Source organism: Bradyrhizobium icense (assembly GCF_001693385.1).
GTDB classification, from domain to species: Bacteria; Pseudomonadota; Alphaproteobacteria; order Rhizobiales; family Xanthobacteraceae; genus Bradyrhizobium; species Bradyrhizobium icense.
On the sequence record NZ_CP016428.1, the window covers coordinates 4738242 to 4756066 of the forward strand.

Sequence of the window (17825 nt, forward strand, 5' to 3'; positions counted from 1 at the left end):
TGGATCGCGACCGGATACGGCTGTTGTGCCCACGCCCTCTTGAGCGCGCAGCAACCATCATCGGCTTGCTGTGGATTCCAAGCCTGGCTGTATACTCGAACTATTGATCGGCGGACGTCGTGTCCGTGCGCTGACGCGATCGCGCTTCTGCCGCCTGGATCGCGTGCCAGATGCGCGAAGGCGTTGCGGGCATGTCGAGATGGCGCACGCCGAGCGGCGCGAGCGCATTCATCACGGCATTCATGATGGTGGCGGGTGCTCCGATGGCGCCGGCCTGACCGCTCCCCTTGACGCCGAGCCGGTTGGCACGGCTTGGAAAATCAGGCGTGAGGTTACCCTCGAATACGGGAAGATCGCCGGCGCGCGGCAACGCATAGTCCATCAGCGAGCCCGAGAGGATCTGTCCTGTCTCCGCATCGAACAGCGCGTGCTCGAACAACGCCTGGCCGATGCCTTGCGTCACGCCGCCATGCACCTGCCCCAGCGTCTGGCGGGGATCGAGCAAGCGGCCGTAGTCATCGAAGATGGCATAGCGGTCGAGCCTCACTTCGCCGGTGCCAGGGTCGATCTCGACTTCGGCGACATGGCAGCCGTTGGGAAAGGTGTAGCGATCGCAGAGATGGGTCGCCCTATGCGCCAGGCCGGGCGCGACGTCGTCACCGGGCGTCTGGTACGAGGCGCGCGCCACCTCATCGAGGCTGATCTCCTGCCCGGTCGCCGCCACGCGCAACTGGCCAGCTTCATACTGAACCGCATCCACGCCGGCCTGCAGCAGGCGCGCGGCCAGCCGCCGCGCATTCTCGATCAGGCCTTCCGCCGCCATCAACAGCGCGGTGCCGCCCTGGTGCATGGAGCGCGCGCCGCCATGCCCGCCGCCTGAGTCGAGATCGTCCGTATCGCCCTGCCGAAACCGGAAGCGTTCCAGCGGCAGGCCGAGCGCTTCGGCCGCGATCCGGGCGTAGGTGGTCTCGTGGCCCTGGCCGTTGGAATGCGTACCGACCTTCAGGTCGATCAGGCCATCCTCGCCGAACTGCACTTCCGCCACTTCGTTCGGCTGGCCGCGCGCTGTCTCGAGAAAGCAGGCAAGCCCGAGGCCACGCAGCCGCCCAAGCTTGCGTGAATTTTTCTGGCGCGCCTTGAAGCCCTCCGCGGCAGTGGCGGCGTGATCGATGGCGTGGGCAAAGCTGCCCTGCTCGACCGAAAGTCCCATCGCGCTGCTGTAAGGAAAGCGACGCATGATGTTCTTGCGCCGCAGCTTCAGCGCATCCATCCCGAGCTGGTGGGCCGCGATATCGATGCAGCGCTCGATCAGATAATTCGCCTCCGGCTTGCCGGCGCCGCGATAGGCATCGACTGGTGTCGTGTTGGTGAACACGCCCCTGGTCTCGAATGCGATCAGCGGAATGTCGTAGACGCCGCCCATCGCGCTCGCCATCGCCATGGTCGGCACGGCCGGCGCCACTGTCGAGACATAGGCGCCGAGATTGGCGAACACTTTCGTGTCGAGCGCGAGGAAGCGGCCCTCGCGATCGAGCGCCAGGCGAGCCCGAATGATGCTGTCGCGGCCATGCGCGGAGCCGGTGAAGTCCTCGCTGCGATCGCCGATCCAATTGACGGGACGGCCGAGACGGCGCGCCGCCCACAGCACCAGCACCCATTCGGGATAGAGCACGTTCTTCATCCCGAAGCCGCCGCCGACATCGGGAATGCTGACGCGAAGTTTTTCCCGGCCGATGCGAAAGACACGGTCGGCGAGCAGGTCGCGGATCGCATGCGCGCCGGCGGCCGAGGCGGTCAGGTGTAGCCGGCCGCTCGCGCCGTCGAACTCCCCTATGGCGCCGCGGGTCTCCAGCGGCGCGGCGACGACGCGGTTGTTGACCAGCTCGCACTCCACGACGTGGGCGGCGGCGCGGATCGCCGCATCCACCGGGCCGATCTCACCGCGGTTGAACTGGAACGCGATGTTATCAGCAGCCTCCGGCCAGATCGACGGGGCGTCCGGCAAAATCGCCGCTGCGATCGACACGACCGGCGGCAGCGGCTCATAGTCGACGACCACGGCCTCGGCTGCATCGCGGGCGGCTTCGGCGGTTTCGGCAACCACGAACGCGACCGGCTCGCCGACATGGCGCACGACGCCGCGCGCCAGCGCGTGATAGGGCGGCACCACGAGCGGCATGGTCATCGGGATACTGGTCACCGCGCACGGCAACGGGCCGATATCGTCGGATGCCAGTTCGGCTCCCGTGAGTACGGCCACCACGCCGGGCATCCTGCGCGCCGCCTCAACGCTGATCGCGGTGATGCGCGCATGCGCATGCGGCGAGCGAACGACGACGCCATGAAGCGCGTCTGGCGCCACGAGATCGGCGACGTAGCGCCCGCGTCCCTGCACGAAGCGCTCGTCTTCAAGGCGGTCGAGGCTGCGCCCCAATAACGGTTCGGTCATGTGAAGCTGTATGGAACCGGTTGGCGGAAAAGGCAATCGCTAGCCCGCGACTGCACCCGCATCTATCGGCGGATCAACGCTTACTGGGTATCCGTCCATCCAGCTCGCCGCGTTAGGCAGACTGGCAGCTCGACAACTCCTGCAGCGCACGTTGGGCAACGGATTTCAATCCCTCCAGAGTATCGTTGCCCCGCCTGGCAGCTTTGATGACTTGGCTGGCGATGTGCTTGCGAGTCTCGTGGTCACCGCCATGCGGCAGACCTCCGCACACCTCTTCCAGAACGGCGTCCATATTCGCGACCGTTCGCTGATCCAGCTTGATCATCCCATACCTCATCCGACGGATTCTATTTCTCACAATTGCCCGATCGACTTTGACATCAATGCTGTCCGTCTTTCCTGAGCTTCGCGTTTGCCACCTCGCTCACCAATCGCGCGCTCGACCTCGTCGGCCAGAACGGCCAGGTGATCGGCTAGCCTTGCAAACAATTCACGTTTGTGAGGATTGGTCGCCAACTTGCTGATCAATGCGCAATCCTCCACATCGGTGCGCAGCCTTTCGAGTTGCGCCTTCATGTCATTCATGGCGTGATTCCTCCCGGCGAAGCGAGCTTGCGGCGCTCGCCAAACCGGCGACGAAAGCCATTCGATCATACAGCACGCAGCTTCGATTTTGACGGACCTTTCGCACCAGGCGTTCTCCTTCGAGGATTGGCAGGAGCGCGCAAACTGGCGTTCTCATCACCGATAACTGCCGAGGGATCTGGCGGTGACGCTCAAAGCGTGCTGCTGATGCCGCCAAGTCACCATAACAAAAGTCATGAGGTGATCGATTTATTGCGACGCGGCAGGCGGAGCTTCATTCAACAGCTGGGCGACGGCGGTCGCGATCTGCGCGGGAGCAAACGGCTTGTTCAAAAGGACACTGTCAGGCACCCCATTTGACGCCCACTGATCGGCCGCCGCCCCGGTGATGTAGATAACCGGCATCTGCGGATGCATCTCTCTGGCGCGCTTGGCCACTTCCCAGCCGTTGAACCGGCCTGTGAGATTGATATCTGTCACCAGGGCGCGGTACTCGTCTTGCCGACCTTGCAGAAGCGTGACGGCCTCCTCGCCGGTGGCCGCGATCGCTGTTTCAAAACCACCGTCTGAAAGAGCCTCTTCGATCACACTTTGGATCGACTGATCGTCCTCGACGACCAGGATCACGATCGGTTCGTTCCGCACGCCCGTCTCCCGTGCGCCACACGCCATTGGGGCGCTGAGCAGGATTAAGAACGCGCAATCGGTTCAGTTCCTACGAGAGCTCGAAGCTGAACTTATGTCTGATCAGCCAGGGCGAATGCAAGCAATGAAGGCGCGGCACCGCCCCATAGGAACCATCGGTCCCGTCATGCGTCAGATATGAGGCTTCCGATTTCATCCCCCGTCATCGGAAGCATGGAATGCGGCCTCGACGCTCTCTCCCCCGGGCGCTGGGGCCGTTTCATTCCTCTAGCCGAACGGTGCGGCGTCTTGTCATACGATCGAGAGCATGCACGATCTCATCTCGATCGAGAACGGCTAACAGCCGCTCTATCGTATGCGGTGCATCCCCGCGCCGTTCTGTCGCGATGTATTCGCCAAGAATACGCCGGGCATCCTCAATAGCCCTCAGTACGACATCCTCATCCGGGGTGTTCATGTTACGCGCCTCAAAGAGCGCGGATTCAAATCGGGAGGGTGAACTTCGTTCCTGCGCTGCTCAGTTCGTAATCGGAAAATGGCCGCGGCAGATCGGCAGATACTACTCGCAGAAGATGCGTGGGAAAGTGTTGCGCGGCAACAGCACGGAAAGTGTCACACCACGAGGATGGCCCCAGCCCGGGGGAAAGCTGGGGCCATTCCTCTTGAAGCCGTGCCTGACCAGGCGGCGGCTCTGGCCGGCATCCCTGCTAACGGCTTCCAGGCAAGCTCGTTCCTATGCCAATTGTGCACTAGTGCACCGACAGCGGTAGTAAAAAGCGTAAGCTGTTAAACATCACCGCAAGGTACTTCGGCAGTTATCGGTGACGAGAACGCCAGTTGCGCTCCCGCCTTCCCTGCAAGGAAAGGAACAGCGCATGCAACAGCGTCGCCGTTTCCAACAAACGACCTCACTAGCCCAGCGATTGACCGAAGAGGCGAAACGCCTTCGAAAGGAAGCGCGAGGCACCCCGCCGGGGTTCGCTCGGGAGCAGCTGATCCGGAGAGCCAGGCAGGCTGAGACAGCCGTACACATTCAGGAGTGGCTTACATCGCCAGGACTGCGAGCGCCAACCTGAGGCGGAAGAACGCCTCGGTTGAGCAAGATCGACTCAACAAGCCGGCTAGTCCACTCCGGCCCTATCCCCATAGAGCTTCTCGACATTGCTTCGGCGAAACGCCGAAGACCTTGCTACGCCTCGCCCCTCGAGAGCCTCTCGGCAATCGCGTGTTCGATCTCACCGGCGAGCACAGTGAGATGAGCTGCAAGCTTTTCGAATAGCTCGCGCTTGTGTGGATCAGTCGCCAGCTTGCTGATCAACGCGCAATCCTCCGCCTCGACGCGCAGCTTTTCCAGCTGCCTGCTCATGTCCTGCATGGCGGCTCCCATTTATTGCCCAAATGGAGCTTAGTTCTGGCCGTGGAGCCGGCAAGGAAAAAATGGCAATTGGAGATTGAACCAACGGTTTTGAATCGATGTGAATCCGCGTTGTGGCGTGGAGTTTTTATTGTGGCGTTCCAGCGTACGAAGCCAGCGGCAATTGGGACCAAGGCGCCCTATCCGGCCTTCATCGAACCCGCACTAGCCTCTTCCATCGAGAGAATGCCGGGCGGCGATCGCTGGATTCACGAGATCAAGTTCGATGGGTACCGAGTACATGTCCATCTCGCCAACGGGGCCGTCAAAATCTTCACCCGCCGCGGTAACGACTGGACCAGGCGATTGCGCAAGATCGCCGACGACGCCTGGCGTGTCGCTGCCGGCAGCGCGATTATCGACAGCGAGGTCGTCGTTCCCTCCAAAGACGGCACGACCGATTTTTCCGTGCTGCAGAACGAACTGAAGGGCAAATCCAACCGGATCGTCCTGGTCGCCTTCGACCTGCGGCAAATGGCAAGGAGTGCCTCCCATAGCGGCCGCGACCTCGGCAGCGCCGTCGTGGGCTGGAATTTTGCAAGATGATCTGATTCGTGGGACCAGAAGCCGCCCGCGGCGCAAAGTGCGCCGCGAGATTGCAGGCCCTTACGCCGTCGCCGAATGCTCCGCGCCCTGCAGCCTGCGCTTGCGCCAAACCGAGCCCACCACAAGCACCACGGCGATGCCGACGAGTCCAAGGATCACCTCGCCGCCATGTCCGCCATTGGCGAACTGCGGCGCCATGCCGATCGCTTTGAGCATTCCATCGAGGCCGACACCGACCGGGCCGTTGAAGAATGCGTGCAGAGACGGTTGCAGCGCGGGGTCTGTCGCCATCACCTCACCCGCGATCCAGCCCAGCAAGCCCGCGCCGGCCCACACCAGTGCTGGCAAGCGCGTCAGCAGCGCCATGATCAACGCCGCACCCGCGACGATCAGCGGAACGCTGATGGCCAGTCCGATGACCAGCAGGGGAATGCTGCCATTGGCGGCGGCGGCGACTGCGATGACGTTGTCGAGGCTCATCACGATGTCGGCGATTGCCACGATCTGCACGGCAGCCCACAGATGCGCCGCCGCATCGACGTCGCCTTCGCCCTCGTGTTCAGGCACCAGCAGTTTCGCTGCGATGAAGAGCAGCGCCAGGCCGCCGACCAGCTTGAGGAACGGCAGCCCCATCAGCGTCACGACGATGCCGGTGAAAATGATGCGCAGCAGGACGGCGACGCCGGCGCCGAGGATCATGCCCCAGAACCGCTGGCGCGGCGGCAGCCCGCGACACGCCATGGCGATGACGAGCGCGTTGTCGCCCGACAGCAGGATGTTGATCCACATGATCTTGCCGAGCGCGACCCAGAAGGCGGGTTGCTGCATCTCGGCCTGGAACTGGGTGAAGAACGCGGAGATCGTCGCAGGATCGAAGATTTGCAAGAGCCAGTTCACAGCGTTTTCCCCCAGGCCTATTCAGCCCTTGCGCGCGGCTATTGCTGCCGCCGCCCCAATCGATTAGCCGACGATTTCGTTACCGGAAAAGAACTGCGCGATTTCGATCGCGGCGGTCTCCGGCGCATCCGAACCGTGCACCGAGTTCTCGCCGATCGACTTCGCATGCACCTTGCGGATCGTGCCCTCTGCGGCCTTCGACGGATCGGTAGCGCCCATCACGTCGCGGTATTTGGCGATCGCGCCCTCGCCTTCGAGAACCTGCACCACGACCGGGCCGGAGGTCATGAAATCGACCAGTTCGCCGAAGAACGGACGCGCCTTGTGAACGGCGTAGAAGGTTTCTGCCTGGTCGCGGGTCATGCGGATGCGCTTCTGGGCGACGATCCGCAAGCCAGCCTTCTCGATCAGCGCGTTGACGGCGCCGGTCAGATTGCGCGCCGTCGCATCCGGCTTGATGATCGAGAAAGAGCGTTCAATCGCCATTGTTTACGTCCTTGCAAAACACGCTGATTGGAGGGTTGCGGGGGCTTATATCGGCGCCACCTCGCGACGGCAAGCGCCCGGTGACGCGCCTGCCCCTCATTTTGGGCGCCTTTTCGTGCGGCACGTCACGTCGTAGGGGCGAAGATTGCCGCAATTTCAGGGAGGTGAATCCACTCTGTAACCTCCGTCACGCCGCCATTCAGCTTCGCGGCCGTAGACTTTCCGGCGATCGGACACCGGGCGCGCATCCGCGCGGCCCGGGGCGTCACGGGAGGCGATCTCACCGATGGCGCGCATTTTCGCGCCTGAACATTGAGGAGACGATCATGTTACGCAAACTCTCGCTCGTTGCAGTGGCGGCAGCTTCGCTGGGCGCGGCTGCGCTGGCGCCGACATCGGCCTCGGCCGGCGGCTGGCGTCACGGCTGGCACCATCATCATCACCACCACGGCTGGCATCATCGCCATCATGGCTGGGGCCCGCGCGTCGTCATCGGCGGCCCGGCCTATTTCGGTGGCTATGGCGGCTGTTACGTGCGGCGCTTGGTTCCGACCCCCTGGGGCCCACGCTGGCGGCTGGTTAACCGCTGCTACTGAGCTGATTTGAGCTTCTCCCTGACTGACGCCCCGGCCGCCGCGCCGGGGCTTTTTTGCGGAAGCGAACGGCCAGCCGTGATTCGACCACTTGCACGCGAACGCATGGGGCTTTGCACGGGAAACAAATTTCGCGGTTGTGACTTGATCCTTCATCATTGTTATCACTCAAGCCTTGCGAACGCCGCGAGGTGGAACTCGTGAAGAGACCGGAGATGGATGGCCGAATCATTAAAGATTTCGAGCAACTCGATCACAAGACATGTGTATCGATCTGCGATGCCATCGGCGAACGGCTTCAGCAAAACTTGCGCCCCGAAACTGAACTGCCACCGCGTCTACGAGAACTCGTCGACGAGTTGCGCCGGCGCGACAACGAACTGCACTAGCGGTGCTGAACGTCTGACTGTCGATAGACTTTTCAGATGCGTCGATAGATTCTACCGATACGCCGATAGATTTTACCAATAATTGGGTTGCGTTTGGCATCGGCTCCGGTGACAACGCCGCATGCTTTCCATCACCGATATTTCGATCCGGATCGCCGGGCGGCTGCTGATCGACGACAGCACGGTGCAGATCGTGCCGGGCGCTCGCGTCGGCTTCGTCGGGCGCAACGGCGTCGGCAAATCGACGCTGTTTCATGCGATCCGGGGCGACCTGCCGACCGAGTCCGGCAGCATTACGCTACCGCCGCGCTGGCGCATCGGCAGCCTGGCGCAGGAGGCGCCGGACGGCCCGGAGAGTCTCGTCAATGTCGTACTGAAGGCCGATTCCGAGCGCGACGCGCTGCTCCGTGAAGCCGAAACCGCCACCGATCCGCACCGCATCGCCGAAATCCAGACCCGGCTGGTCGACATCGACGCGCACTCCGCGCCGGCGCGCGCCGCGGCAATCCTGAGCGGCCTCGGATTTTCCGCCGCGGACCAGGCGCGGCCGTGCTCGGAATTTTCCGGGGGGTGGCGCATGCGGGTGGCGCTGGCGGCGACGCTGTTCTCGGCGCCGGATCTGCTGCTGCTGGACGAGCCGACCAACTATCTCGACCTCGAAGGCACATTGTGGCTGGAAGACCATCTTGCGAACTATCCACGCACCGTGATCGTCATCAGCCACGACCGCGATCTGCTCGACACGTCGGTCGACCAGATCCTGCACCTCGATCGCGGCAAGCTGACCCTCTACAAGGGGACCTATTCCTCCTTCGAGGAACAGCGCGCCATGCGCGAAATGCTCGACGCCAAGCACGCCAAGCGACAGGCCGACGAGCGCAAGCGGCTGCAGGCCTTCGTCGACCGCTTCAAGGCAAAAGCCTCGAAAGCCCGACAGGCGCAATCCCGCGTCAAGATGCTGGAGCGCATGAAACCCGTCACCGCGCTGGTGACCCAGGACGTGCGTGAAATCACGTTCCCAGCGCCAGAGAAGATGCTGTCGCCGCCGATCATCGCCGTCGACGACATCTCTGTCGGCTACGACGCGGAAAAGCCGGTGCTCAACCGCGTCACGCTGCGCATCGACACCGACGACCGCATCGCCCTGCTCGGCTCCAACGGCAACGGCAAGTCGACACTCGTCAAGCTATTGGCGGTCAAGCTGCAACCTTTTTCGGGGCGGATCACGCGGGCGGAAAAGCTCTCGGTCGGCTATTTTGCGCAGCATCAGGTCGACGAGCTCAACCTCGATGCGTCACCTTACGATCACGTCCGCAGGCTGATGCCCGATGCGCCGGAAACCAAGGTGCGCGGCCGCACCGGCGCGATCGGATTTTCCGGAAAGGCTGGCGACACCCTGGTCAGGAGCCTTTCGGGCGGCGAGAAGGCGCGGCTGCTGCTCGGGCTCGCGACCTTCTTCGGCCCGAACATGATCATCCTCGACGAACCGACCAACCACCTCGACATCGACAGCCGCGCGGCGCTGGCCGAAGCGATCAATGATTTCCCCGGCGCCGTCATCATGGTCTCGCACGATCGCTATTTGATCGAAGCCTGCGCGGATCAATTGTGGGTCGTCGCCAACAAGACGGTGACAACCTATGACGGCGACCTCGACGATTACAGGCGAATGGTGTTGTCGATCGGGGACAAGCGCGAGCGCGGCAGCGAGCGTATCAAGGAAAGCGCAAAACCCGAGCGCGCTAGGGGCGAAAGGCGAACGCCGCTGAAGCAGCGGATCGCCGAAGCCGAGGCCGAAATCGAGCGCATCACCGGCATCATCGCCAAGATCGACACTGCGCTTGCCTTGCCGGATCTGTTCACCCGCGATCCCAAGCAGGCCGCCCAGCTCAGCAAAGCGCGGGCCGGTGCCGAAAGCGCGCTGCGCCGCGCCGAGGAAGATTGGCTGGATGCCAGTTCGGAATTCGACGAAGCGGCGGGCTAAAGCTTATCGTCGTCGGCGAATTTATGCCGCCGGCTTCCTCGGCTTTGCGCCCCTTGCCGGCGCCACCGGCTCCGGCGCACGCTCGATCGACGTCAGGCGTCCGGCGGTGAAGGTGTAGATGCCGGCCCGCTGGCCGCTCGAATAGTTGACGACCGCCACGCGGTCGCCGCGCGGGTTATTGGAAAGACTGACATTGTCGGGCGCACCGATGCCGCGCACGACGTCGCATTCGGTGTGACCCAGCGCTACCGTTCCCGTCGTCGATGGAGGCGGGCTCCCTGCAGCGCCGTTCGCCAGCGCATTGGCGTCGGTGCCGGGCGCTGCCATGCCGGGACAAGCGCCATCGGCGCTGACGAGTTCATCCGGCGCCACCGGTTTGGTCGGCGTAAGCGGCGGCGTTTCGATCGACACGTTACGGATGAACACGCGTCCGGGGCGCGAAAACCAGTTCGCATCCTTCGACAGCAGGTCCGATGCGCCCGTGCAGCCCGCAAGCGCAGGCCCGAGCAGCAACAACGTCAGCAGTGGCTTTCGATCGATTGTTCCGCGTCGCACGCTAAACCCAGGCCCCCACCCCTTACTGTAACCACTTGTCCGACCATCACTTTGCGGCACGACCATGGCTGCCCGCAAGGTCCGGCGCAGAAACCACAGATTATCATTAATTCCCAAGGATCGCTAATTCCCAAGGATCGCTAATTTTCCAAGCACCGCTATTGCCGCCGCTGCCACCGGCCCCGCTCGTCGGTCTGCCAGTAGGTCACCTCAAACCCCCGCGCCTTGCAATCGGCCCAGGCCCCGCGCGCAGCCGTCAGCGCATCGGCATCGTCACCGTTGAAGACCAGCACCACCCGTTCGTAGCTGTCGCAGTCGGCCGGCAACGCCGCGTTGTCGATCAGGAACCTGACATTGGCCCCGTTCGGATTGCTCTCCTCGATCGAGAGAATGATGGGCTGGTCCTGGGCATCGCCGGCGCGCCATGTGGCGTGCGGCAGGAACGAATCGTCGCTGTAGGTCCACAAATGCGCATCGAGCGCCTCGGTGCGCTCCGGCGAAGTCGATTGCACGACCACGCGCCAGCCTCGCTCGAGCGATTTTTCCAAGAGCGGCGGCAATACGCTTTCGAGCGACATGGCCTGCAAATGGTAGAACAGGACTTCCGTCATTCGCCCACAACCGAGTTATTTCGTGGCTTCGTAATATTCCGCGACCAGCCGGTCCAGCAGGCGAACGCCGTAGCCGGATCCCCAACTCTGGTTGATGTCGGTTTTCGGCGCGCCCATCGCGGTTCCCGCGACGTCGAGATGTGCCCACGGCGTGTTGTCGACGAATCGCTGCAGGAACTGTGCGGCGGTGATCGAGCCGCCGTGGCGCCCGCCGGTATTCTTCATGTCGGCAAACTGCGAATCGATAAGCTTGTCGTATTCGGGACCGAGCGGCATGCGCCAGACGCGCTCGCCGGTTTCATTTCCGATCTTGCTCAGCCGTTCCGCCAATTCGTCGTTGTTGCAGAACATGCCTGAATACTCCGTACCCAGCGCGACCATGATCGCGCCGGTGAGCGTTGCGAGATCGATCATGAATTTGGGTTTGAACTTCTTCGCCACGTACCAGAGCACGTCGGCCAGCACGAGCCGGCCTTCGGCATCGGTATTGATGATTTCGATGGTCTGCCCCGACATCGAGGTCACGATATCGCCGGGGCGCTGGGCGTTGCCGTCGGGCATGTTCTCGACGAGGCCAATGGCGCCGACCGCGTTGACCTTCGCCTTGCGTGCCGCCAGCGCATGCATCAGCCCGACCACGCAGGCCGCGCCTCCCATGTCGCCCTTCATGTCCTCCATGCTGGCGGCGCCTTTGATGGAAATGCCGCCGGTATCGAAGCAGACGCCCTTGCCGACGAAAGCAACGGGCTGATCGCCCTTCTTGCCGCCGTTCCAGCGCATGATCACGGTGCGGCCCGGCTGGGTCGAACCCTGTGCAACACCGAGCAAGGCGCCCATGCCGAGCTTCTTCATCGCCTTGACGTCCAGCACCTCGACGTTGACGCCGAGCTTCTCGAGCTGGCTCGCACGGCGCGCGAATTCCACCGGGTACAAGACGTTCGGCGGCTCGTTGACGAGTTCGCGCGCGATGATCACGCCGTCGACGACATGGGATGCGGGCGCAAGCGCCTTTCGCGCGGCGGCGACATCCTCGACGGCAATCGAAACATCGGCCCGAAGCGCGCCGTTCTCGCCGTCCTTCTTCTTGGTCTTGTAGCGGTCGAACTTATACGCACGCAGCCGGAGGCCCGACGCGATCGCGGCGACAGAATCGGGCTGCATCGCCCCCTCAGGCAGTTCGGCGATCACGGTGACCGCTTCGCTGGCTGCGTTGAGCTTGCTCGCCGTCACCCCGCCGAATTTGAGAAAATCCTTCTCCTTGATATCGGCCGCCTTGCCGACCCCGACGACAATCAGGCGCTCCGCCTTGTTTCCCTCCGGCGCCGGGATATCGAGCGTCGATCCGCTCTTGCCCTTGAACTGGTTGGCAGCCGCCGCGCGCTTAATGGTGTCAGCCGCCTTCCCAAGCGCCTTCCGCGTCGCCTCGCCGACCTTCAATGCGTCGTCGCAAAACACCACGAGAACGCCGCGGGGGGCAGCGGAAAAAGCGACAAAGCCGACCTTGACGGCGTCGGACATGGGTAAATCCTCCAGAATTCAAGGCTGTCTTGCGGGCCCGGAATCGGTCCGCATTATGGAATGTTCTCTTCGGTAATGGCCCAAATCGCTCGGGACCGGATATTTTCGGCACTATGGCCTGTCAGCCGCGCCACTGCCAAGCGCCGCAGTGGCTGGAACGCCACATGAGGCGAATTATTAACGGTATTGAGGGGACGCCACGGCCCGGCCATTTTGTTGACGGATCAAAGGGATGGTAGTGAGAATGTAGACGACTGACGATTGGCGGCCCGACCAATGGGAACCCTCAAAAGGGATTGGTCGGAGGCTGCCCTTTGGGCGTGCAAGGTGGGATCGCGCGGTAACGATGGGGTCGATCGACAGGTACATTTTCCGCACGACGCTCGCGTCGTTTGCGCTTGTCCTGGTCAGCCTCACCGGCGTGATCTGGATTACGCAGGCGTTGCGCGGCATCGACCTGATGACCAGCCAGGGCCAGACCATCGTCACCTTTCTCGGCATCACCAGCCTAGTGATTCCGGCGCTGGTTTTGATCATCGCCCCGATCGCGTTGATGATCGCGATCTCCCACACGCTGAACAAGCTCGCCACCGATTCCGAAATCATCGTGATGAACGCCGCCGGCTTCTCGCCACTCCGGCTGTTCCGCCCGTTTTTCTATGCCACCTGCGTGGTGGCGCTGATGGTTGCCTTCATCGGCTCCTATCTTGCCCCCGACGGCATGCGCCGGATCAAGCAATGGGACGCCGAGATCACCGCCGACGTGCTGACGAATATCCTGCAGCCTGGCCGCTTCGCCCAGCTCGACCAGAACCTGACGATCCGGATTCGGGAGCGGCAGCCGGGCGGCGTGCTCGCCGGCATCTTCGTCGACGACCGCCGCGATCCCAAGGAGCGCATCACCATCATTGCCGACCACGGTACGGTGTTGAAGAACGAGACCGGCTCCTATCTCGTGCTGGAGGACGGCAACCTCGAACGCTTCGAGACGGGAAAGCGCGATCCGACCTTTGTGGCGTTTGTCCGTTACGCCTTCGACATGTCCAAGTTCTCCAATCGCGGCCGCGACGTCGCACTTGGGATTCGCGAACGCTATCTCTGGGAGCTGATCTCGCCCTCGGAGGACGATCCGGTTTTCAAGCAATTGTCCGGACAGTTTCACGCCGAGCTGCATGACCGCTTTTTGGCGCCGGTCTATCCCTTTGCCTTCGCGGTGCTGACGTTTGCCTTCCTCGGCACGCCGCGCACCACGCGCCAGAGCCGCAATTTTTCGATCGGTGGGTCCATCCTGGCGGTGTTCGGCCTGCGCATGGCGGGATTCGCCTGCTCGGTGATGACGGTGAAGACGCCAAGCATGGCTCTCGTGCAGTATTCGATGCTGTTCGGTGCGATCGGCGTCGGGCTTTGGATGATTGTCGGCGGCGTCGTGGTGGAGCCGCCGGCTGCACTGATGGAGGCCATCAACCGATCGAACGCACGGCTTGCGCGGCTCTTTGGACGGCCCGCCACCGCATGAGCATGATGACCAACACGCTCGGGCGATACTTTGCCGGCCGCTTCCTGATCTCGGCGGTGGGCGTGTTTGCGAGCATTTTCGTGCTGCTCGTGCTGGTCGATTACATCGAAATGGTCCGCAAGACCTCCGGGCTGGCATCGGCCTCCGCGATCACGGTGGCGCAGACGTCGCTGTACCGGGTACCGCAATTGCTCGAAAAGCTGATGCCGTTCTGCGTGCTGATCGGCGCGATGACCTGCTATCTCGCGCTGTCGCGGCGGCTGGAGCTGGTGGTGGCCCGTGCGGCCGGCGTATCCGCCTGGCAGTTCATATCTCCGGCGCTGGCGAGTTCGATCATTCTCGGCACCCTGGCGACGGTTGCCTACAACCCGATGTCGGCGAACCTGCGCGAACTGTCCAAGCGGATGGAAGCCGAACTGTTCGGTTCAGCCCCCGGCGGCGGCATCCAGGATGCATCCGGCTTCTGGCTCAACCAGATCAACAGCGACGGCCAGTCGATCATCAATGCGGCGCGCAGCGAACAGCAGGGCGTCCGGCTGACGGGGCTGACGGTGTTCCGGTTCGATACCGATCTGCAGTTCAAGGAGCGAATCGAAGCGCGCGAGGCCTCCCTTGAGGAAGGCCGCTGGGCGTTCAAATCGGTACGAAGATACTCCCTGGATAAACCTCCGGTTGAGCAAGAGAACTATTACCTCTCAACTACCCTGACGCCGGCCCAGGTTCGCAACAGTTTCTCCACCCCCGAAACCGTGTCTTTTTGGCAACTGCCTGGCTATATCCGCTCTTCCGAAAGCTCCGGCTTCGCGACCGCAGGCTACCGTCTGCAGTACCATAAGCTCATCGCACAGCCGTTTTTGCTGGCTGCAATGGTGATGTTGGCGGCTTCCGTCAGCCTTCGCTTCTTCCGGATGGGCGGCGTGCAAAAGATGGTTTTAAGTGGCGTGGGCGCGGGCTTTCTGCTCTACGTTCTATCGAAAGTTACTGAGGATTTGAGCAAGGCTGAGTTGATGCATCCCATCGCTGCGGCGTGGTTGCCCGTCTGTGTGGGCGGCCTCACCGGCTTTTTGGCCTTGTTGTACCAGGAGGACGGGTAGTGGCCGTTGTCGCCGCCCGCCAGTTGAGGTCGCCTGCGTTCAGGCGGCGCACCACCGTGCGCCGCTATCGAGCCCGCTTGGCCGCCGTTGGCGTACCTATGTTTGCCCTGCTCGCCGGGTTGGTTTTCGGCGGCACGATCGAGCTTGCCCTCACGGCTCCCGCCGCGGCGCAAAGCTTCACGTACAACCCGCGCCCGCCCAAGCCGGCGCCGCGCCCCGTCAACAATGACGGCCGGATGCTCGTGCAAGCGGTCGAGGTGGACTACGACTACAACAACCAGCGCGTGTCGGCGGTCGGCAACGTGCAGATGTTCTACAACGGCACCAGCGTGGAGGCCGACAAGGTCATTTACGACCAGAAGACCAAGCGGCTGCATGCGGAAGGCAACATCCGCCTGACCGACGCGGAAGGCAAAGTCACCTACGCCAACATCATGGATCTGAGCGACGACTATCGTGACGGTTTCGTCGACTCGCTGCGCGTCGATACGGCTGACGACACGCGCATGGCGGCGACGCGCGCCGACCGTTCCGCCGGCAATTACACCGTGTTCGAAAACGGCGTTTATACCGCCTGCGCGCCGTGCAAGGACAATCCGAAGAAGCCGCCGCTGTGGCAGGTCAAGGGTGCGCGCATCATCCACGACCAGACCGACAAGATGCTGTACTTCGAAAACGCGCAGCTCGAATTCTTCGGCGTGCCGATGGCGTATCTGCCGTATTTTTCGACGCCCGATCCGACCGTCAAGCGCAAGACCGGCTTCCTGATGCCGGCCTACAGCTCGGTTTCGACCTACGGCTACGGTGTCGAGACCCCGTTCTACTGGGCGATCGCGCCGGACTATGACGCGACCTTCAACCCGCGCTTCACGACGCGGCAAGGCGTGCTGCTCCAGGGCGAATTCCGCCAGCGCCTGATCAACGGCTCGTATCAGATCCGCGCCTACGGCATCAATCAGCTCGACCGCGACGCGTTCATCGGTCAGCCCGGCGACCGCGAATTCCGCGGCGGCGTCGACACCAAGGGCCAGTTCGCCCTGAACGACAAATGGGTCTGGGGTTGGGACGGTGTCCTGCTGTCGGACTATTACTTCTTCTCTGACTACCGGCTGGCCCAATACAGAGATCCGCTGGGCTCGTTCCTGAGTCTGCCGACGGAGGCTATTTCGCAGCTCTATCTGACCGGTGTCGGCAATCGCAGCTTCTTCGACGCGCGCACGATCCATTACCTTTCCTTCTCCGGCAACCAGGACAAGGTTCCGGTGATTCATCCGGTCGTCGACTATTCCAACGTGATCAACCACCCGATTCTCGGCGGTGAGGTCAGCTACAAGACGAACTTCACCAGCCTGTCGCGCACGACCGCGGCGTTCGACCCGATCACGACACTGGCCAACACCAACGGCCTGTGCCTCACCGCATCGGCCGATCCGCTGGCCCGGATTCCCTCGCAGTGCCTGCTGCGCGGCATGCCCGGCACCTACACGCGGCTGACGGCGGAAGCGCAGTGGCGGCGCTCGTTCACCGATCCGATCGGTCAGATCTGGACGCCGTTTGCGATCATGCGCGCCGACGCGATCGACGCCTCGATCTCGAACCAGCCCGGCGTTTCGAATTTCCTGCCGGTCGGCGACACTCAGGCGGTCCGCCTGATGCCCACGGTCGGCCTCGAATATCGCTACCCCTTCATCAACGTTCAGCCCTGGGGCACCACCACGATCGAGCCGATCGCGCAGATTATCGCGCGTCCCAACGAGACCTTTGCCGGACGGCTGCCGAACGAAGACGCGCAGAGCATGGTGTTCGACGCCAGCAACCTGTTCGCGGTCGACAAGTTCTCCGGCTACGACCGCGTCGAAGGTGGCGGCCGCGCCAATGTCGGCGTCCAGGCGACCACGCAATTCGACCGCGGCGGCAGCATCAACGTGCTGTTCGGTCAGTCCTACCAGCTATTCGGGCTGAATTCGTTCGCTGTGGCCGACCCGACCAACACCGGCCTCGAATCCGGCCTGCAGAACACCCGCTCCGACTACGTCGCCCGCGTCAACTATTCGCCGAACCGGACCTATACGTTCAGCGTGCGCTCGCGCATGGACGAAGCGACGGCGAACGTCAATCGCTTTGAAGCCGAGGGACGCGCCTCGTTCGACCGCTGGTCGGTCAGCATGATGTACGGCAACTATGCCGCCCAGCCGGAACTCGGGTACCTGACCAGGCGCGAAGGCTTGCTCGGCAGCGCATCCATCAAGGTGGCGTCGAACTGGGTCGTTTCGGGAGCCGCGCGCTGGGATCTTGAAGCCAACAAGCTCAACCAGTACATCATCGGCGCCGGCTATGTGGACGATTGCTTCGTGCTGGCCGCCAACTACGTCACGTCCTATACCTATTCCGCCGGGACGACGCCGCCAGTGCTCAATCACGCTTTCATGGTGCAGATCGGCCTGCGGACCATTGCGAATTCGTCCTCATCGGCCGGCAGCAGCGGCATTCAGTAGCGTGAGGCCCGACCTTGCCGGAGAGTACCCAGCGAGAACGCGGTACGA

At 62.8% G+C, this 17825-nt stretch carries 17 protein-coding genes and 1 pseudogene; 7 read left to right on the plus strand and 11 right to left on the minus strand.

Features of this window, described 5'->3' with window-relative positions:
* Positions 1-100: 100 nt before the first annotated feature.
* From LMTR13_RS22445 to LMTR13_RS22470, 6 genes are all read right to left on the minus strand, one after another.
* Entirely contained in the window at positions 101-2449 is a 2349-nt protein-coding gene (locus tag LMTR13_RS22445) for a xanthine dehydrogenase family protein molybdopterin-binding subunit (protein ID WP_065729721.1), read from the minus strand.
* Positions 2450-2561: 112 nt separating this feature from the next.
* On the minus strand, positions 2562-2774 hold the full coding sequence (locus LMTR13_RS22450) for a hypothetical protein (protein ID WP_236843053.1): 213 nt from the start codon (positions 2772-2774) through the stop codon (positions 2562-2564).
* Between the two features lie 29 nt (positions 2775-2803).
* Entirely contained in the window at positions 2804-3034 is a 231-nt protein-coding gene (locus LMTR13_RS22455) for a hypothetical protein (RefSeq protein ID WP_065732897.1), read from the minus strand.
* Between the two features lie 249 nt (positions 3035-3283).
* Complete coding sequence (locus tag LMTR13_RS22460; RefSeq protein ID WP_065729723.1) at positions 3284-3706, minus strand: response regulator; 423 nt, start codon at positions 3704-3706, stop codon at positions 3284-3286.
* Positions 3707-3938: 232 nt separating this feature from the next.
* Positions 3939-4136 carry a hypothetical protein gene (locus LMTR13_RS22465; protein WP_065729724.1) on the minus strand — a complete coding sequence of 66 codons (198 nt, stop codon included), beginning with the start codon at positions 4134-4136 and terminating at the stop codon, positions 3939-3941.
* 732 nt (positions 4137-4868) lie between these two features.
* Positions 4869-5045, minus strand: a complete 177-nt coding sequence (locus tag LMTR13_RS22470; RefSeq protein ID WP_418219711.1) for a hypothetical protein — start codon at positions 5043-5045, stop codon at positions 4869-4871.
* A 141-nt stretch (positions 5046-5186) separates the two neighbouring features.
* Between LMTR13_RS22470 and LMTR13_RS22475 the strand changes: the two are divergent.
* Positions 5187-5603 (plus strand): annotated as a pseudogene (locus LMTR13_RS22475) (ATP-dependent DNA ligase); the annotation flags it as partial.
* Between the two features lie 96 nt (positions 5604-5699).
* On the opposite strand, the gene LMTR13_RS22480 reads toward LMTR13_RS22475, so the two are convergent.
* Together LMTR13_RS22480 and ndk are read right to left on the minus strand one after the other, a co-directional pair.
* Positions 5700-6536, minus strand: coding sequence for a TerC family protein (locus tag LMTR13_RS22480; RefSeq protein WP_065729725.1), 837 nt, complete (start codon positions 6534-6536; stop codon positions 5700-5702).
* Positions 6537-6599: 63 nt separating this feature from the next.
* Positions 6600-7022: a nucleoside-diphosphate kinase gene (gene ndk / locus LMTR13_RS22485; RefSeq protein WP_065729726.1), complete on the minus strand. Its 423-nt coding sequence runs from the start codon at positions 7020-7022 to the stop codon at positions 6600-6602.
* Positions 7023-7348: 326 nt separating this feature from the next.
* Between ndk and LMTR13_RS22490 the strand changes: the two genes are divergently transcribed.
* The 3 genes from LMTR13_RS22490 (at position 7349) to LMTR13_RS22500 (ending at position 9988) form a co-directional block, all read left to right on the plus strand.
* Entirely contained in the window at positions 7349-7618 is a 270-nt protein-coding gene (locus LMTR13_RS22490) for a hypothetical protein (RefSeq protein WP_057846436.1), read from the plus strand.
* 212 nt (positions 7619-7830) lie between these two features.
* Positions 7831-8004: a hypothetical protein gene (locus LMTR13_RS41800; RefSeq protein ID WP_197520887.1), complete on the plus strand. Its 174-nt coding sequence runs from the start codon at positions 7831-7833 to the stop codon at positions 8002-8004.
* A 121-nt stretch (positions 8005-8125) separates the two neighbouring features.
* Positions 8126-9988: an ABC-F family ATP-binding cassette domain-containing protein gene (locus LMTR13_RS22500; protein WP_065729728.1), complete on the plus strand. Its 1863-nt coding sequence runs from the start codon at positions 8126-8128 to the stop codon at positions 9986-9988.
* Positions 9989-10009: 21 nt separating this feature from the next.
* Here LMTR13_RS22500 and LMTR13_RS22505 read toward each other — a convergent pair whose 3' ends face one another.
* The 3 genes from LMTR13_RS22505 to LMTR13_RS22515 form a co-directional block, all read right to left on the minus strand.
* Positions 10010-10543 (minus strand): hypothetical protein, encoded by a 534-nt coding sequence (locus tag LMTR13_RS22505; protein ID WP_083219138.1) that lies wholly within the window; start codon positions 10541-10543, stop codon positions 10010-10012.
* Between the two features lie 158 nt (positions 10544-10701).
* On the minus strand, positions 10702-11154 hold the full coding sequence (locus LMTR13_RS22510) for a DNA polymerase III subunit chi (RefSeq protein WP_065729729.1): 453 nt from the start codon (positions 11152-11154) through the stop codon (positions 10702-10704).
* 15 nt (positions 11155-11169) lie between these two features.
* The gene (locus LMTR13_RS22515; protein WP_065729730.1) at positions 11170-12672 is read right to left on the minus strand and encodes a leucyl aminopeptidase; all 1503 of its coding nucleotides are present in this window, start codon (positions 12670-12672) and stop codon (positions 11170-11172) included.
* Between the two features lie 346 nt (positions 12673-13018).
* Between LMTR13_RS22515 and lptF the strand changes: the two genes are divergently transcribed.
* Genes lptF through LMTR13_RS22530 form a run of 3 tightly spaced genes read left to right on the plus strand, consistent with a single transcriptional unit; the run spans position 13019 to position 17777 of the window.
* Positions 13019-14188, plus strand: coding sequence for an LPS export ABC transporter permease LptF (lptF, locus tag LMTR13_RS22520; RefSeq protein WP_065729731.1), 1170 nt, complete (start codon positions 13019-13021; stop codon positions 14186-14188).
* Positions 14185-15282: an LPS export ABC transporter permease LptG gene (gene lptG / locus LMTR13_RS22525; protein WP_065729732.1), complete on the plus strand. Its 1098-nt coding sequence runs from the start codon at positions 14185-14187 to the stop codon at positions 15280-15282. The genes lptF and lptG overlap by 4 nt, the downstream gene beginning before the upstream one ends.
* Positions 15282-17777 (plus strand): LPS-assembly protein LptD, encoded by a 2496-nt coding sequence (locus tag LMTR13_RS22530; RefSeq protein WP_418219712.1) that lies wholly within the window; start codon positions 15282-15284, stop codon positions 17775-17777. The genes lptG and LMTR13_RS22530 overlap by 1 nt, the downstream gene beginning before the upstream one ends.
* The last annotated feature ends 48 nt before the right edge of the window (positions 17778-17825 follow it).

Bases quoted from the DNA above. Each gene is read 5' to 3' on its own strand.
- ndk (WP_065729726.1), bottom strand. From the start codon at position 7,022: ATGGCGATTGAACGCTCTTTCTCGATCATCAAGCCGGATGCGACGGCG.
- lptG (WP_065729732.1), top strand. From the start codon at position 14,185: ATGAGCATGATGACCAACACGCTCGGGCGATACTTTGCCGGCCGCTTC.
- LMTR13_RS22510 (WP_065729729.1), bottom strand. From the start codon at position 11,154: ATGACGGAAGTCCTGTTCTACCATTTGCAGGCCATGTCGCTCGAAAGC.
- lptF (WP_065729731.1), top strand. From the start codon at position 13,019: ATGGGGTCGATCGACAGGTACATTTTCCGCACGACGCTCGCGTCGTTT.
- LMTR13_RS22465 (WP_065729724.1), bottom strand. From the start codon at position 4,136: ATGAACACCCCGGATGAGGATGTCGTACTGAGGGCTATTGAGGATGCC.
- LMTR13_RS22470 (WP_418219711.1), bottom strand. From the start codon at position 5,045: ATGAGCAGGCAGCTGGAAAAGCTGCGCGTCGAGGCGGAGGATTGCGCG.
- LMTR13_RS41800 (WP_197520887.1), top strand. From the start codon at position 7,831: ATGGATGGCCGAATCATTAAAGATTTCGAGCAACTCGATCACAAGACA.
- LMTR13_RS22500 (WP_065729728.1), top strand. From the start codon at position 8,126: ATGCTTTCCATCACCGATATTTCGATCCGGATCGCCGGGCGGCTGCTG.
- LMTR13_RS22445 (WP_065729721.1), bottom strand. From the start codon at position 2,449: ATGACCGAACCGTTATTGGGGCGCAGCCTCGACCGCCTTGAAGACGAG.
- LMTR13_RS22450 (WP_236843053.1), bottom strand. From the start codon at position 2,774: ATGATCAAGCTGGATCAGCGAACGGTCGCGAATATGGACGCCGTTCTG.
- LMTR13_RS22455 (WP_065732897.1), bottom strand. From the start codon at position 3,034: ATGAATGACATGAAGGCGCAACTCGAAAGGCTGCGCACCGATGTGGAG.
- LMTR13_RS22490 (WP_057846436.1), top strand. From the start codon at position 7,349: ATGTTACGCAAACTCTCGCTCGTTGCAGTGGCGGCAGCTTCGCTGGGC.
- LMTR13_RS22460 (WP_065729723.1), bottom strand. From the start codon at position 3,706: ATGGCGTGTGGCGCACGGGAGACGGGCGTGCGGAACGAACCGATCGTG.
- LMTR13_RS22515 (WP_065729730.1), bottom strand. From the start codon at position 12,672: ATGTCCGACGCCGTCAAGGTCGGCTTTGTCGCTTTTTCCGCTGCCCCC.